This is a genomic window from Acinetobacter sp. Ver3 (genome assembly GCF_000632455.1).
In the GTDB taxonomy this organism is placed as follows: domain Bacteria; phylum Pseudomonadota; class Gammaproteobacteria; order Pseudomonadales; family Moraxellaceae; genus Acinetobacter.
Genome location: NZ_JFYL01000010.1, coordinates 1 through 15,361, shown reverse-complemented (window position 1 = coordinate 15,361; position 15,361 = coordinate 1). Strand labels below are relative to the sequence as shown.

Below are 15,361 nucleotides of genomic sequence, written 5' to 3'. Positions count from 1 at the left end.
AATAAGCGAAATTAAATGAAAACAAAATAATGAATCTTTATTCATTTTTTATGATAATGTGATTACAACTAATAAAATAGCTGTCATTAAATTTTAAACATATGAAATTGACACGCATTTGAATCATATAAACTACAGGACAAGGATTAACGCTATGAGTCAAGAAATCGTATTAGTTGCAGGTAGCCGTACCGCTATGGGTAGCTTTCAGGGAGGACTTTCAAACTTAACAGCCCCGCAACTTGGTGCTGAAGTCATTAAAGCCGTACTTGACCAATCTAAGCTTGCTGCAGACCAACTAGATGAAGTGATTATGGGCTGTGTTTTACCTGCGGGATTAAAACAAGGCCCTGCTCGTCAAGCGATGCGAATTGCAGGTGTACCAGATCATGTAGGTGCAACAACGATCAATAAAATCTGTGGGTCTGGCATGAAAGCCGTGATGCAAGCTGCAGATGCCATTAAAGCTGGCTCGGCAAATATTATTGTCGCTGGCGGAATGGAATCCATGTCGAATGCACCTTATCTCATGGACAAAGCACGCGCAGGTTACCGTATGGGACATGGCAAAGTGATTGATCACATGTTCCAAGAAGGTTTGGAAGATGCTGAAACTGGCTATTCAATGGGTATTCTTGCTCAAGAAATGGCAAATAAGAAAAACTACACACGTGAACAACAAGACGATTTCGCGATTCGCTCCTTAACTCGTGCTCAGAATGCGATTCAAAATAATTATTTCAAAGATGAAATCACCCCCGTTACAGTAAGTTCACGTAAAGGCGATGTCATCGTTGCCCAAGATGAAAATCCATTTACAGCAAAAATTGATAAAATTCCTACGCTACGCCCAGCATTTGCTAAAAACGGTACAATTACTGCAGCGAATGCTAGTTCAATTAGTGATGGTGCATCAGCATTTTTAGTGACTTCTGCTGAACACGCAACAGCAAAGGGGCTTTCAACTTTAGCAACGATTAAAGCTTACGCATCTCACTCTCAACACCCATCAGAATTTACCATCGCACCTGTTGGTGCAATAGAAAAAGTATTAAACAAAGCGGGCTGGACTGTTGAAGACGTGGATTTGTGGGAAATTAATGAAGCGTTCGCGATGGTAACCATGGCAGCGATTGATGCTTTTCATTTAGATCCTGAAAAAGTGAATATTCATGGTGGAGCTTGTGCACTCGGACATCCATTGGGGTCATCCGGTTCACGTATTATTTTGACTCTCATCCATGCATTAAAACGCTTAGGTAAAACAAAAGGTGTTGCCGCGCTTTGCATTGGTGGTGGAGAAGCAACTGCGATTGCGATTGAAATCCCAGCTTAATATTTATGCTATAGCGCATCTTAAGATGCGCTTTTTTTATGAGGAAAAAAATGTCAAAACAAGATTATGAAAATGGTTTAAAAGTTCGTACCGAAGTGATGGGAGAAAATTTTGTCAAACGTGCACAAGACAATACAGTTCCATTTACTCAACCACTTCAAGATTGGATTAATGAGCATGCATGGGGTTCAACTTGGCAACGTGAAGGTGTTTTACCGCGCAAGTATCGTTCGTTAATCACGATTGCATTTTTAACAGCCCAAAAAAGCCCAACAGAACTTAAAGGTCATGTACGTGGCGCTTTAAACAACGGCGCAACTGTTGAAGAAATCCAAGAGGTTCTTTTGCACAGCTTGCCGTACTGTGGTGCTCCAGCTACCCAAGAAGCATTTAGAGCCGCGTTAGAAGTCATTAATGAATATCAACAAAGCTAATCTCATTGAGCATTCATAGATAAACCGCTTAATCTACATTAAGCGGTTTTATAAGGTATTTCGACGCTAGATTTAACTTAATTCAATTTTAGATTGATGTTCAAGCACCTGAACCACAGCTGAAAAATCAGAATCTTGGGCTTTCACTTTTTCAATTTGCATATACTGATTTTGTATAAGTTGCATCGTTGGCAAATTCAACGCTTGCTCTTGAATTAGATCGGTCGCAATTCCAATATCTTTTTGTAAAAGATCTAAGGCGAAGGTTTTTGGAAATGCACGACTCAAGACACGTTGCGCCATAATATTTTCAGACATTGAACTTTTACCACTAGAATGATTAATACAATTCAATGCACTATTCAAATCTACTCCTTTTGACTTTAATACCGTCAATCCTTCTGCAAGTGCCCATAGATGGGTTGCCATCAACGTATTATTCACCGCTTTAACAGCAAATCCAGAACCACTCTCCCCGACATATTCAATTAATCCTGCAAATGCCTGAATAATCGGTTTTGCACGCTTATAAGCATCGAAATCACCTCCAACCATTACCGTCAGTGTCCCTTTTTCAGCACCTATAGTTTGCCCAGAAACGGGGGCATCTAAATATTCAACACCATTAAATTTCAACTGATTTGCAAGTTCTAAAGCACTTACAGGTACACCACTGGTACAGTCGATCCATACGCTCCCCTTGACCGGAGGATTTTGAGCAATAAGCTGTTCGACATCTGCACTGGTGGGTAAGCAACTGAAAATAAAATCTGCTTTCGCTGCTTGATCGACAGAGGTCGCTTTAGTACCAAATGTTTGTGCATGTGCTTCTGCTTTTTCAAAATTACGGTTCCAAACTAAAACTTCAAATCCTAGTTTTGGTAAATGGCTCGCCATGTGCCATCCCATAGCACCTAAACCGATAAATGCAATTTTCATTTTTAATTTCACCTTAAATTTGAGTGTTAGGGAGTGCCGTTGCTTCTGGTGAATGCGGTTTGTTTTCGAGTTCTACTGTTTGCACATTCTTATCTTCGCGATTTAAGAAAAGATTCAATAAAATAGCCGCTAATGTTGCAGTCCCTATTCCACCCAAATCAAAATTCCCAATTTGTAAACTATAATTGCCTGTCCCCATAATTAAGGTGACTGCAGCAATCAACAGAGTACTGTTTTTGGTAAAATCTACGCGGTTGTCCACCCAAATTTTAGCACCGGCCACTGTAATCAGACCGAAAACAACAATCGAAGCTCCCCCTAATAATGCGACAGGAATCGTACTAATAACCGCGCCAAATTTTGGTGATAGACCTAGCAAAATTGCAAATACGCCAGCAAATAAAAATATGGTGGTCGCATAAATTTTGGTTACCGCCATCACACCAATGTTCTCAGCATATGTCGTCATTCCTGTTCCACCCACTGATGCAGACAAGGTCGTACATACACCATCAGCAAAGAAACCTCGTCCCATATATGGTGAAAGATTACGTCCAGTCATTGCAGATACCGCTTTGAAATGTCCTAGATTCTCTGCAACTAAGATGATCGCTACGGGAGCAATAAGCAGCATTGCATTAAATTCAAACACTGGCGCATGAAAAGTAGGTAAACCGAACCAAGCTGCCTCACTGACTTTAGTAAAATCGATCGCTGTACCGAAACCCAAAACATTGGTGAGTAAAAAATAAATAAAGTAAGAAGCCACTAAGCCAATGAGCAATAACAATCTACGGATCATGCCCTTAGTAAATACGGCGATTACACTAATACAAATAATCGTGATTAGAGCCATCCATGAATCAAACTGATTAGCAGAGACACTTTTGATCGCCACTGGTGCTAAATGCAAACCAATGATCATCACAATTGCTCCAGTCACAATTGGTGGCATCAATTTTTCAATCCATGCTGTGCCAGTTTTCATCACGATCAAACCGATCAGTGCGTACAAAATACCACATGCAATGGTACCGCCAAGTGCTAAGCCTAAGTTTGGATTTAAGCCAACACCGGTATAACCAGTGACTGCAATGACTGCTCCAATGAAAGCGAAGCTCGAGCCTAAATAGCTCGGCATACGCCCCCCAGTCATTAGGAAAAATAATATTGTCCCAATACCCGTAATAAACATTGTAAGATTCGGATCGAAACCCATCAGTAAAGGGGCAAGTACTGTTGCTCCAAACATTGCAAATGCATGCTGCAGCCCCAATACCATACTTTTACCTGGCGGCAAGTACTCATCTACTTGAACTGCGGTCGTGTCTAGATTTCCTTGGAAAGGTTTAAATTTTGGAAACCATGTTTCTTTTGTGCTCATCGACCTTCTCCTGATCAAGCATGCTGTTTTAGACCATTGGAACTGGCTCGCAATATGCGCGGTTAAAATACATGAGGGCTTTTTCACCCGCTTGCTGTTTCATCCCCTTTACATGGCAGAACAAAACATCATGACTGCCTACCGATAAACTTTGTACGACTTCACAATCAAAACTCACTAGCGCACCTTCTAAAATAGGTGCACCTGTGACTAATGTTGACCAGTCCCCCTTTTCGAAACGTTCTGCCATTGGAGTTTTACCCCCAAACACATGCGATAAATGCTTTTGACTACTGCTTAAAGTATTGACACACAGAACCTGATTACTTTTAAATGTTTCAAATACTGATGCTGATCGATTTAGACATACCAGCAATGTTGGTGGCGTATCTGTCACACTACATACAGCTGAAGCTGTGAAGCCAGCTTTTCCTGCTAGACCAGCTGTAGTAATGACATTGACAGCTGCACCTAAATTCGACATTCCTTGTCTAAAAACCTGTTGGTCAATGTTGAGTGTGGCACTCACTGCCTCGGGTAAATTGATTGATTTCACATTTGCATTCATAGTGTTCTCCATCCCTCATCGCCTAAACAGTCAGTGAGGGACTCATAATAGGGTGATGAAAGCTTTCAAATTAAACATGAGCAATCGAAGCAATTTCGATGAGTGCATCAGGTTTGACTAATCCTGTTTGAACACAGTAACGAGCTGGTTCTGCATTCGGAAAATATTCGGCATATACTTCATTCATTGCAGCGTAGTTTGCCCAATCTGTCAGAAAAATATGGTTGAAAGTAATGTCCGACATTGTTCCGCCAGCAGTTTCGATGACCTTCTTTATTGTTTCAAGGACATGGCGTGTCTGTGCTGCTACGTCTCCAACATGAACTACATTGTTGTTTTCATCAAAAGGCAAAGTGCCTGAAACATAGACAATGTTGTCTGCTTTAGTTGCTGGCGAATACGGTGCGAGTGGCTTACCTGAACCCACTGGAATAATGACTTCTTTTGACATGACTTATTTCCTAATTTTAGAATCTATAAATATTTATGCGCTTTCAGCGAGTGTTGGTTGATCTGCAAAACTACTGACAAAACTTTCTGTATCCGACACCCATCCAAAGAAGGTTTTTATGTTGTACATACTTGCGACATGGGCTTCTTTTGGTCCTGCTTGATGACAGGCATCGTCTAAAGCCACGCCAAAATATTCTAGAAAGAAGCCATCTCTGAGCGTCGATTCAACACATACATTGGTCGCGATACCAACAAAAACCAAATTACGAATTCCACGCACTCTGAGCATGCTGTCTAGTGCTGTGTTAAAGAATCCACTATAACGAGGCTTTTCAATCACAATATCTTGAGGAGCTGGCACCAACTCATCAATCAACTCAAAATCCCAATCCCCTTTTGCTAACAATTTGCCTTGTAACTCAGGACGCTTACGCATGGTCTTCAGTGCATTTGATTTATGAAAGTTTGGTGAATCAATACCACCTGCTTCACGATATTGATTATCCCAACCGTTTTTGAAATAGATCACTTGAATACCAGCATCATGTGCTGCAGAAACTGCCTTTTTAATATTTTCAACCACAGGTTTTGTCGTCGACACATCAAACCCAGCAAGATCTAAATAACCACCTTTTGACGTATACGCATTTTGCATATCAATCACGATTAATGCTGTTTGCTCTGGTGCAAGCACAATATTTTCCGGTTCGGCTTTGAGTTTTACACCCGTACCCGCTTGTGCAGTAAATCCAGCTTCAACGGTATTTTCTAAATGACTCATGCGATTTTCTCCAACACAGGTTCTGAACTCATTCCTTCAACCACAACATGTTCACGACATTTCATAAGCGGCTGAATCCGTTGTCCAAAACTTTCAACACCTTCAACAAAATCATCAAATGTCAGTAAAATGCCTTCAGTTCCTTTCACCTCACTAATCTCATCTAGCATTTTTGCGATAGTTTCGTAAGAACCCACCAACGTTCCCATATTGATGTTGACTGGTGATACTGATGAAGCCATTTGACGAATATTAGTATCTGCACCGGATTTAGTATCTTTTCCGCCTTGATTCATTAACCAGTTGATCGCTTCAATATCAGCGCCATCGTTATAATGTTGCCACTTCGCCATCGCTTCTTCGTCTGTTTCAGCAGCGATAATCATGAACAAAACGTAGGTTTGAACATCACGACCCGTAATATCTGTTTTTGCTTTTAAACGATCGTTGATTTCTGCATATGCTGTTGGTGTATTAAGCCCTTTACCAAAAACAAAATTGTAATCAGCGTGTTGAGCAGAAAATTCCAAACCTGTATCCGATTGACCAGCGCAGATAATTTTCATCTCTGCTTGCGGGCGTGGGCTAACTCGGCAATCATCCATTTGGAAATGGTCACCTTTAAAATCAGATTTACCTGTTGCCCATAATTCACGCAGAATTTGTACGTATTCAGATAAGTATTCGTAACGCTTTCCGAAATATTCATCACCGGGCCACATGCCCATTTGGGTATATTCTGGCGCTTGCCAACCTGTGACGACATTTAGGCCGAAACGACCATTCGAAATTGAATCAATCGTAGATGCCATGCGTGCAACTATGGCAGGCGGCATCACTAGCGTCGCAGCCGTTGCATAAATTTTTATTTTGCTGGTGACTGCAGCAAGACCCGCCATAAGCGTAAAAGTTTCTAAGTTGTGATCCCAAAACTCAGTTTTACCCCCAAAACCACGCAGCTTGATCATAGACAATGCAAAGTCAAAACCATAATGCTCTGCGCGTTGGACAATTTTTTTATTTAACTCAAAACTTGGTTTGTATTGAGGAGCATTTTCTGAGAGTAACCAGCCATTATTTCCGATCGGACAAAAGACACCAATTTTCATATCTAACACTCCTAATTTAACGATCAGTTAAATTTGATTTAGTAGGATTAAGCCTTAGAGCTTGTATTAGATATTTAGCAAATGATGTGCCAATTATTATTTTATTATATATTACAATAACTTAATAATTTTATATTTTACCTTATGATAAATTAATCATATAATCCCAATACCCATTACTCCTAAATAACGTCATAAAAAAGTGCACAAGATGTTCCAAAAAATACCATTTGGTAAAATAATTAAAAAAACCACGATCTCAATCGTGGTTTTTTATATGCAATTGAAAAGTTTCAAATGCTAGAGTGATCGAAGAAATTGAATAAGTGCCTGATTAGTGATATCTGGCTCAGTCACAGTAGAAGCATGTGCACCTACATCAAAAATTGAGCATTGTGCATGTACAAAATTTTTCTGAAGATCAAGAGTCTTATGTACTGGAACCAAGAAATCATCACGATTTGCAATCAAGTGAATTGGAGTTCGTTGAAGTGCGGTGATATGTTCATTTTTTATTTTAAATTCCTTTAAAGCCTTCAGACGTCTCAGTACATTCTCTTTTGGTGGAAAGTTTCGGAGTTGATTATTTTCTGCTTGTTGTATTTGATCGATATTAACAGAGATCCATACAGGTGGATAAAGAAATAATGCTTGAGCTCTAACATATGCCTCTGCACCAGCATTTTGTAATAACGATTCTCGAGCTTCAAAACATTTGAGCGTATGTGGATCTAGTGAGTCCCATGCATTAATACTGGTCAAACTCAACATTTCCAATTTTGTATTTTGAATTAAAACGGCTAACTCCGCTCCAATATGCCCACCTAAAGCATGACCGATAAAATGGAATTCATCGATCTTTAGATCCTCTAAAATCTGTATCACTTGTATTGCCATATCGGTCATTGAATAAGTTGGTGCTAGTAATGCAGCATCTGCATGACATCCTTGTTGATCATATGTAATGACATGAAAAAATCGAGTCAATATATCTAATTGAGGATGCCAAAAATGTCCATGCCCTCCTAACCCTGAAGAGAACAACACAAATTGAGCATCAGGATTAGCTTTGCAGTAAAAAACTTGATACGTCATAAATTTTACCTATCGATAAAAAATAACTACAACTCTGCAATTAACATGCCCAAGCTAATTCAATTAAAAATTTATTTCTAAAATGCTAAATTTATAATTCTAAAGATAAACAATAATTGTTATCATTTACAATAATTACATACACTCACACTTTCTTACTTTTATGAACAGTACAGAATTCGAACTACCAGGCGAGTTAACACTTGGGAATCAAGTAAAAAAAACTCGTAAGACTACTAAATCAGTTTCTATCAGTTATCGCCTGATGGTGCTCTATCGTTTTTTATTGGCGGGTATTGGAGGTTATTTGCTTGCATCCCTCTCTGCTATCGTGATTGCACAAACATTTAGCACATATCAATCTAGCGCAGCGATGTCAGCAACGCTCATTGCTTTCTGTTTACAGTGTGCAGCGTTTATTTGGGTTTTTATGGTTCACAAAACCAGGAAAGCTACATTGGGCATCGTCTTACCTAGCCTTGCTTTATTTCTCATCTATAAAATCATGGGGAACTAATTCATGAGAAGTGATGCCAAAGCTGAAGGGCCACGCCAGTCTATGTCATGGTTACATACTTGGGCTAGTTTGATACTAGGATGGTTGCTGTATGCCATCTTTGTAACCGGTACTTTGAGTTTTTTCCAAGCAGAAATCAGTACATGGATGAAACCCGAGTATCACCAATCGATTCCAAGCCAATCTCAACTTGAGCAGACGCAAGTGGCTCTGCAATATTTGCAGAATAATCATGCTGATGCAGGGAGCTGGGGAATTCAATTGCCCAATGCTCGTCAAAATTACACCACACTGAATATCCGCAGTGTCGGAGAAGATCCCAATGCTCGTCGCGGTGGTGAACGTGTGACGATTGACAGTGCCACAGGTGAAGTATTAGAAGCCCGTGAAACCCGTGGTGGTAGTTTTCTATATCGTTTCCATTTTGAATTATATGGAATGCCACGTATATGGTCACGTTGGATTGTGGGCATAGCGACCATGTTTATGCTTGTTGCGATTGTCAGTGGCATCATCACCCATAAGAAAATCTTTAAAGATTTCTTTACCTTTAGGACAGGTAAAGGACAGCGTTCTTGGTTAGACGCACATAATGCAACAGCTGTATTTGCACTTCCCTTTCATATCATGATCACTTTTAGTGGTTTACTTTTATTATTGTTTACCATCATGCCGTGGGGGGTACAGCAAATCTATGATAATCGTGGCGCGTTCCTACAAGATCAACGAAAATCCTTAATTCAAAATCCAGCAGAATCAGAAGGTCAGACTCGTACTGGTCAACCGCAAGGAAATGAGCGCTCAATGATGAATGCTCGTACAGAAGTTGAGGCTCGTGGTACGCAGTCAGCATCAAATGAACATGCTAACAAAATGGATGGTGAGAGAAAGAATCGAGGTGAAGGTCGACGTACGCGAAACCAAGATCGTAAAGCTGAACCTGCACCACTTACAGATATTGCCCCAATCCTCACTCAAGCTGAAGCGAAGTGGAAAAACAATCCGATTGGTTCGATCACGATTAAAGCACCAAATACATCTAAGGCGACCATAGAGTTACGTGCTTTACACGGCGCAAGTATCGCTCATCGTGGCGTATATGAAACTTTAGACTTCAATGGTGTGACAGGTCAAAACATTACAGATGATTCCGCTCAACTCAAAAATCCTTCTATTCCCAATGGCATTTACAATGTTGTCACTGTTCTACATGAAGCACGAGGAGTTGATTTAGCCTTACGTTGGATACTCTTTTTTTCTGGTATCGTTGGCACGCTAATGGTCGCAACAGGATTAATTTTATGGTGCGTTAAACGTGCACCTCAACAAGCGAAACAAGGTTATAAATCCTTTGGCTATCGCACGGTTGAGATTACCAACATCGCTGCGATTATCGGCTTACCAATTGCTTGTGCAGCTTATTTTTATGCAAACCGTTTTATCCCTGCCGATATGGAAATGCGTTTAAATTGGGAAATCCGTACATTCTTTATTGTGTGGCTTTTCACACTTGTTTATGCTGTTTTTCGCACCCATCGCCAAGCTTGGCTTGAATTACTGAGTTTCGCTACCCTGCTTTTCGCTTTCCTTCCGCTCATAAACTTTATCACAGGTGGTCAACCTTTATGGCGTTCGATAGCTCACGGACAATGGGTTATCGCTTCGTTCGATCTGGCTATGATGGTATTGGCAGTGGTTTTCTATTTTGCACTTTACAAAGTTCAAAATCATCAAGGAACTCCATTAAAAAAGAGTCAAGTTTTACCTAAGGTAGAGGGGTAATCACCATGAGCTTTTTTCTCCTCATTTGGGCAGTTTGTACTTTAGGTTTTATAGGTTTAGCCAGTGCAATGCAAAAGCATCAAAAACAAATTTTTGGTCAAACATTGAGTATTAAACACCAGAAAATAGCCTCAATAGTTGGATGGGGATTCCTGTCGTTAGGGCTTATCCTCTGCATGAGCAAAGGACAAGTCAGTAATATGATGAGTTATTGGGTTGGTGTACTGACATTCGCTGCACTTTTTGTTGCACTTTGTCTGACCTATTTTGAGTCACAAATAAAAAAAATCATTTTGGGCGTATCCTTTATTGGATTCATCAGCTTGATCTTCTCAATCATTTAATACTTTACTTGATAAAAACCGACCCATATTTCATTTAAATATGGGTCGGTTTTTTTTCTTAGATTAGCTTTAAACGTGAATCACGCTGAAGTTCTAGCAAATCAAACGTATAATGAACCTCATTTATTATGGCGGTTAAGGATCGGTACGCATGGAACTTCGACATTTGAAATATTTCGTCTCAGTTGCCGAAGAACTTAATTTTACGCGTGCTGCAGAAAAACTTTTTATAGCGCAGCCTTCTTTAAGCCTGCAAATTAAAGACCTTGAAGCGGAGTTAGGTACATCCCTGCTGATTCGTAAAAGCAGAAGCTTATCGCTCACAGAGGAAGGAGAAACTTTTTTAAAAGATGCTCGACATATCTTGAAACTTGCTCAAGACGCCAAACACAAGATTCAAATTATGGCGAATACCAAGAAAAATAAATTAAATATTGGTTTTTTACCTGTGGCAGAAATGAAAATTTTTCCCTATGTCATGCCAATTATTCGTGCACAACAGCCTGATTTAGATATTCAATTTCATAGTTTGAGCTGTGTACATCAAATCCAAGCACTTCGTGATCAAAAAATTGATGTCGCATTCACTCGCCAATGTATCGATGATGAGCATATTGCCTCTATCGAATTGTTTAGTGAGCCTCTGATCTTGCTGATTCCTCGTCATTCAGCCCATGCGCATTTAGACTGTATTTCAAAACAGGATTTAATTGCCCAAAAATTTATCATGAGCGAGGAAACTGCCTCACCGATTTTGTTCCAAAAAATTCAAAATATTTTTGAAGCCCTAAATACATCTATTCAAGTTGCTCAATACTCGAGTAATATTTTAATGAATATTAATCTTGTAGCGATGCAAGTCGGTTGGACCATTGTTCCAAAATATGTTGAAAGCTTGCTCAGTGAAAATGTCTTAATTAAGTCAACTGAAATCGATTTACCGAATATCAGCTTATATTTGAGTTTCAGAAAACAAGATCAAAGTAAGCATTTGCAAACTGTGAAAAATATTCTAAGCCAACACTTTCATTGTCATATTTTTTAAAACTTTGAAAGCTATTTTAAAAATAAAAAACCTGCAAATTTGCAGGTTTTCTTTTAGATTAGTCTTAAACTTTTTGATTAAACGCCAAGTTTATCAAACAGTTTTTGACTGAGCTCTTCGCTCGTCTGAGGAATACTTAAGCCAGCGACAAATTTATCTGGTCTTAAAAATGCCATCGAGTATTGAGTACGACCAAACCATGCTCGAATCGCATGCTCCGTATCCCCAAGTGTCAATATTTCATCATCATGAGCATCAGTATTCAATTGTTCAGGTGGAACGACTTTAATGAATTTCACACCCAATGCTTTCCATTTTTGAATACTTGTTGGTGTGAGTCCCCAAGTCGGATCTACTCCCCAAGCAATAATAGCAAAGCCTTGACCAATAAAATCATCCAGTAATTTCACCTGGCCTGTGCTGTCTTGCATTTTAGGTTGAATAAACATTTTACCGATTGGTGATGTCTTATTGACCTGTCCAACCAAAATACCAGATTTATATTGTGGCATTGGCTTAAAGCGCATTTCCAACAAATATTGTTTAACTGGTTTAATGTAATTTAGAACATATGAAATAGCATCACGCGCAGTACCTTGCCATTTTTTAGGCGGAGCCAGCACATGGCCTGCTGTAACAGATAAATCAATCATCGCTTTGGCATGATCATGACGCTCTTCTTGATAAGAATCTAGAACTTTAGCATCTACTTTACCTTGTACGACCATAGCCAGTTTCCAAGATAAATTGAACGCATCACGCATTCCACTGTTATAACCCTGCCCCTGCCATACTGGCATAATGTGCGCTGCATCTCCCGCAAGTAAGATACGCCCTTCTTTAAATCTACTGGCAATACGTGCATTATGGGTATAAACACGATTTCGGATCACATCGATATTTTCAGTGTTTGGTAATACTTTGGATAAAAGTTTAGCCATGTTTTCAGGTTGGCTAAGTTGCTCTTGCGTCTCCCCTGGCATCACCATAAATTCAAAACGACGGATACCATGTGGTAAAGCCGCTGACACATATGGACGTACTGGATCGCAACATAAGTAAATATGTGGTGTCGCCAATGGATCGTTTGCAATATCGACAACAATCCATTGGTTTGGTGCAGTTTTACCTTCAAAAGGAATATTCAACATACGGCGAACGTAGCTATTACCGCCATCACATGCCACAAGATACTTTGCAGTTATATATTCAATTGTTTTATCTTTATTTTGGATTTGAACTTCAACTTGATCTTCAGTCTGCTTAAAACTTTGAAGTTGACGAGAAAAAAGTACTTCCACATCATCAAAACGTTCTAAACCTTCCAATAATTCTGCATCAACATAAGGTTGTACGAATGCGTTACGACGAGGGAAACCAAACTCACGTGTTTTAGGTTGGATATCTGCAAAACAACGGCCTGAAGGCGTAAGAAAACGCATCGCATGATCGGGAGTGGTATGCGGCAATACTTTGTTGATCAAGCCAATCGATTGCATTGTTCTTAGAGATTCATCATCAATACCAATTGCACGAGGATAATCAATCAATTGATCAAGCTGTTCAATCACTTTTACTTTTAAGCCCGCAAGGCCAAGGCCGTTCGCCATCGTTAAACCGACTGGGCCTGCACCAAGTACGATCACATCTGCTGAATAAGTGTTGGTCTGTGACATGGTCAATCTCCTCTAATATTCGCATTAGAGAGGATTTTCAGCATAGGAAAAAGTTATGCTAAGGTCTTATGAAATTTAAGAAATTGTCACTTTTACTTCAATTCCATCAAAAAACCTTAATTTATGTCGCTCATCTATAGCTTTTACCTATAGTTGAATTTGTAATTCATCTACAAAATATCTTAGTAAATAGGCTCGAACCATACTACTCAAGCTTTGAATCAGTTTTGCAGTATAATAAGGGAACAACTTTAATATTTTTTGCTTCGCTTTGAAGCCATGGAATCCCACTATGACTAAACGTGTTACCGTCCCGATTGCTCTCGAAAATCGTGCTCATGCAGGTAATGCCGCTGCTCAATTTGAACTTGCTGAACTTTATATGACGAGTGAACACGATGAAGACATTGCGCTTGCAGAAGAATGGGCTTTACGTGCTGGTCAATTGGGTCATGTCGAAGCGATGTACTGGTTAGGGGAAGGTTATACACATTATGCGAAAGAAGTTTTAGAAGAAGATCCTGAAGATGCAAAACTAAACTTTGAGTACGGTTTTAACTGGCTCACGCAAGCAAGTAAACATCAACATGCTGCTGCGATTTTAGAGCTCGCAGGTTATTACCGTCGTGGTAATGTGGTCGAAAAAGATGTACAAAAATCTGTTGAATTGGTGACTCAAGCCGCTGAACTTGGTGATACTCAAGCAATGCGTGATTTATCTGCCATCTATGCACATGGTTTAGGTGTAGATGTAAACGAGGAAAAAGCTGATTATTGGCAGGAAAAAGCTCAATCAAGCACTTAAGATAAATCTCGTTTTTTTGCCTCAAAAGCCTTCATGATTGAAGGCTTTTTATTGAACTACTTTAGATCTTGTTAAAACTTTAACATACCTTAAAATAGCAACCCACTTTAAGATAGTGACATACTTTTAGATATTAATTAACTTCAGCGATGATGGCTTGTCTACAAATCCCATCTACTGCCCTTTGCTGTTCAAATATTTTTTTCGGCATTGCTTCAAAGCTATCAAAAAAGCAGATTTCTTCTTCATTAATGTCATATACCAATGAATGATTACCAATGCCTTCTAAAGTATCGTAATACACGATCACGAACTTATTGGCATCAAATGCGATTTGAATATCTTGATAGCTGATTGCGGGGGATATTTTTAGCGCAAGTTTTTCAGCTTCTAAATAGCTTTGCTTTTCTTGCTCTTGAAGTGCATTGTCTTCATCTGTGGTAAATTCCACATCTAAGCCAAATTTTTTAAGTCCCACCGCTAGACCGATCGTGGTCGTTCCATCACCTTCTACATAACCACAGACTTCTTTTAGTTGTTCAATATCTGGGTCTAAGCCAAGATGTTGAAAGAGCATCCATACGGCGTAAATGCCAGCATTGGCTTCGAGGTTAGCTAGTTCTTCGGGAATTTCCATCAAAAATATATATTATTTATTGAGCTATCAATTATAACAAATAATCTTCTTCAAAATTTAAGAAATTAAATACAAAATTCAAGCTCACTCATCTAAAAGTTTCAAAAAGTTTGGACATTGTAAATGGTCATCGTATGGACATTTTTCAACGTGTGACAAAATTAAGAGTAATTTATTTAAAGTCTCAATTTTATCTTTGATTTCGTTTTTTGCTTCCCTAACTTGATCGCGTTTAATTTTAATTTTTTCATGATCAATTGACATATTTTTAATTTGGCTCAGCGTCATACCACCATTTTGGAAGATCTTGATTAATGAGATATTCTGTATTGCTCGGGATGAATACTGTCTTCTAAGCCCTTTCCTTCCAATAGATCGAATAAGTCCTTTTGATTCATAAAACCTAATCGTGGCAGTTGAAGTATTTGTTCGATCAGCTAGATCACCTATATCTAT

The 15,361-nt window shown here is 39.2% G+C and carries 17 protein-coding genes; 7 read left to right on the top strand and 10 right to left on the bottom strand.

Going from position 1 to position 15,361, the window contains the following annotated elements; translation table 11 throughout:
* Positions 1-154 precede the first annotated feature (154 nt).
* Together CL42_RS04675 and CL42_RS04670 are read left to right on the top strand one after the other, a co-directional pair.
* Positions 155-1,336, top strand: coding sequence for a thiolase family protein (locus CL42_RS04675; protein ID WP_035265667.1), 1,182 nt, complete (start codon positions 155-157; stop codon positions 1,334-1,336).
* A 50-nt stretch (positions 1,337-1,386) separates the two neighbouring features.
* Entirely contained in the window at positions 1,387-1,770 is a 384-nt protein-coding gene (locus tag CL42_RS04670; RefSeq protein ID WP_035265666.1) for a carboxymuconolactone decarboxylase family protein, read from the top strand.
* 72 nt (positions 1,771-1,842) lie between these two features.
* Here CL42_RS04670 and CL42_RS04665 read toward each other — a convergent pair whose 3' ends face one another.
* The 7 genes from CL42_RS04665 to rutD form a co-directional block, all read right to left on the bottom strand.
* A complete protein-coding gene (locus CL42_RS04665) occupies positions 1,843-2,709 on the bottom strand; it encodes an NAD(P)-dependent oxidoreductase (protein WP_081403240.1) in 867 nt (288 codons plus the stop codon).
* A gap of 13 nt (positions 2,710-2,722) precedes the next feature.
* Positions 2,723-4,093: a pyrimidine utilization transport protein G gene (gene rutG / locus CL42_RS04660; protein WP_035265665.1), complete on the bottom strand. Its 1,371-nt coding sequence runs from the start codon at positions 4,091-4,093 to the stop codon at positions 2,723-2,725.
* A 28-nt stretch (positions 4,094-4,121) separates the two neighbouring features.
* Positions 4,122-4,661, bottom strand: a complete 540-nt coding sequence (rutF, locus tag CL42_RS04655; protein ID WP_035265664.1) for an NADH-dependent FMN reductase RutF — start codon at positions 4,659-4,661, stop codon at positions 4,122-4,124.
* Between the two features lie 70 nt (positions 4,662-4,731).
* The gene (rutC, locus tag CL42_RS04650; protein ID WP_035265663.1) at positions 4,732-5,112 is read right to left on the bottom strand and encodes a pyrimidine utilization protein C; all 381 of its coding nucleotides are present in this window, start codon (positions 5,110-5,112) and stop codon (positions 4,732-4,734) included.
* A gap of 33 nt (positions 5,113-5,145) precedes the next feature.
* Positions 5,146-5,895, bottom strand: a complete 750-nt coding sequence (gene rutB / locus CL42_RS04645) for a pyrimidine utilization protein B (protein ID WP_035265662.1) — start codon at positions 5,893-5,895, stop codon at positions 5,146-5,148.
* Positions 5,892-7,004, bottom strand: a complete 1,113-nt coding sequence (gene rutA, locus CL42_RS04640; RefSeq protein ID WP_035265660.1) for a pyrimidine utilization protein A — start codon at positions 7,002-7,004, stop codon at positions 5,892-5,894. The genes rutB and rutA overlap by 4 nt, the downstream gene beginning before the upstream one ends.
* Positions 7,005-7,304: 300 nt before the next feature.
* Positions 7,305-8,099: a pyrimidine utilization protein D gene (rutD, locus tag CL42_RS04635; protein WP_035265658.1), complete on the bottom strand. Its 795-nt coding sequence runs from the start codon at positions 8,097-8,099 to the stop codon at positions 7,305-7,307.
* 163 nt (positions 8,100-8,262) lie between these two features.
* Here rutD and CL42_RS04630 point away from each other — a divergent pair, with 163 nt between their 5' ends.
* The 4 genes from CL42_RS04630 to CL42_RS04615 all read left to right on the top strand — a co-directional run bounded on the left by CL42_RS04630 (position 8,263) and on the right by CL42_RS04615 (position 11,787).
* Positions 8,263-8,616 carry a hypothetical protein gene (locus CL42_RS04630; RefSeq protein WP_035265656.1) on the top strand — a complete coding sequence of 118 codons (354 nt, stop codon included), beginning with the start codon at positions 8,263-8,265 and terminating at the stop codon, positions 8,614-8,616.
* Between the two features lie 3 nt (positions 8,617-8,619).
* A complete protein-coding gene (locus CL42_RS04625; protein ID WP_035265654.1) occupies positions 8,620-10,398 on the top strand; it encodes a PepSY-associated TM helix domain-containing protein in 1,779 nt (592 codons plus the stop codon).
* Positions 10,399-10,403: 5 nt separating this feature from the next.
* Positions 10,404-10,742, top strand: coding sequence for a DUF3325 domain-containing protein (locus tag CL42_RS04620; RefSeq protein WP_035265652.1), 339 nt, complete (start codon positions 10,404-10,406; stop codon positions 10,740-10,742).
* 151 nt (positions 10,743-10,893) lie between these two features.
* Positions 10,894-11,787 (top strand): LysR substrate-binding domain-containing protein, encoded by an 894-nt coding sequence (locus CL42_RS04615; protein ID WP_035265650.1) that lies wholly within the window; start codon positions 10,894-10,896, stop codon positions 11,785-11,787.
* Positions 11,788-11,864: 77 nt separating this feature from the next.
* On the opposite strand, the gene CL42_RS04610 is transcribed toward CL42_RS04615, so the two are convergent.
* Positions 11,865-13,463: a bifunctional 3-(3-hydroxy-phenyl)propionate/3-hydroxycinnamic acid hydroxylase gene (locus tag CL42_RS04610; RefSeq protein WP_035265649.1), complete on the bottom strand. Its 1,599-nt coding sequence runs from the start codon at positions 13,461-13,463 to the stop codon at positions 11,865-11,867.
* A gap of 292 nt (positions 13,464-13,755) precedes the next feature.
* Between CL42_RS04610 and CL42_RS04605 the strand changes: the two genes are divergently transcribed.
* Positions 13,756-14,268 carry a tetratricopeptide repeat protein gene (locus tag CL42_RS04605; protein ID WP_035265647.1) on the top strand — a complete coding sequence of 171 codons (513 nt, stop codon included), beginning with the start codon at positions 13,756-13,758 and terminating at the stop codon, positions 14,266-14,268.
* Between the two features lie 133 nt (positions 14,269-14,401).
* Here CL42_RS04605 and CL42_RS04600 read toward each other — a convergent pair whose 3' ends face one another.
* Positions 14,402-14,905, bottom strand: coding sequence for a cysteine peptidase family C39 domain-containing protein (locus CL42_RS04600; protein ID WP_035265646.1), 504 nt, complete (start codon positions 14,903-14,905; stop codon positions 14,402-14,404).
* A gap of 84 nt (positions 14,906-14,989) precedes the next feature.
* A partial coding sequence (locus CL42_RS04595) for a MerR family transcriptional regulator (protein WP_051586523.1) occupies positions 14,990-15,361 on the bottom strand: 372 nt, incomplete at its 5' end.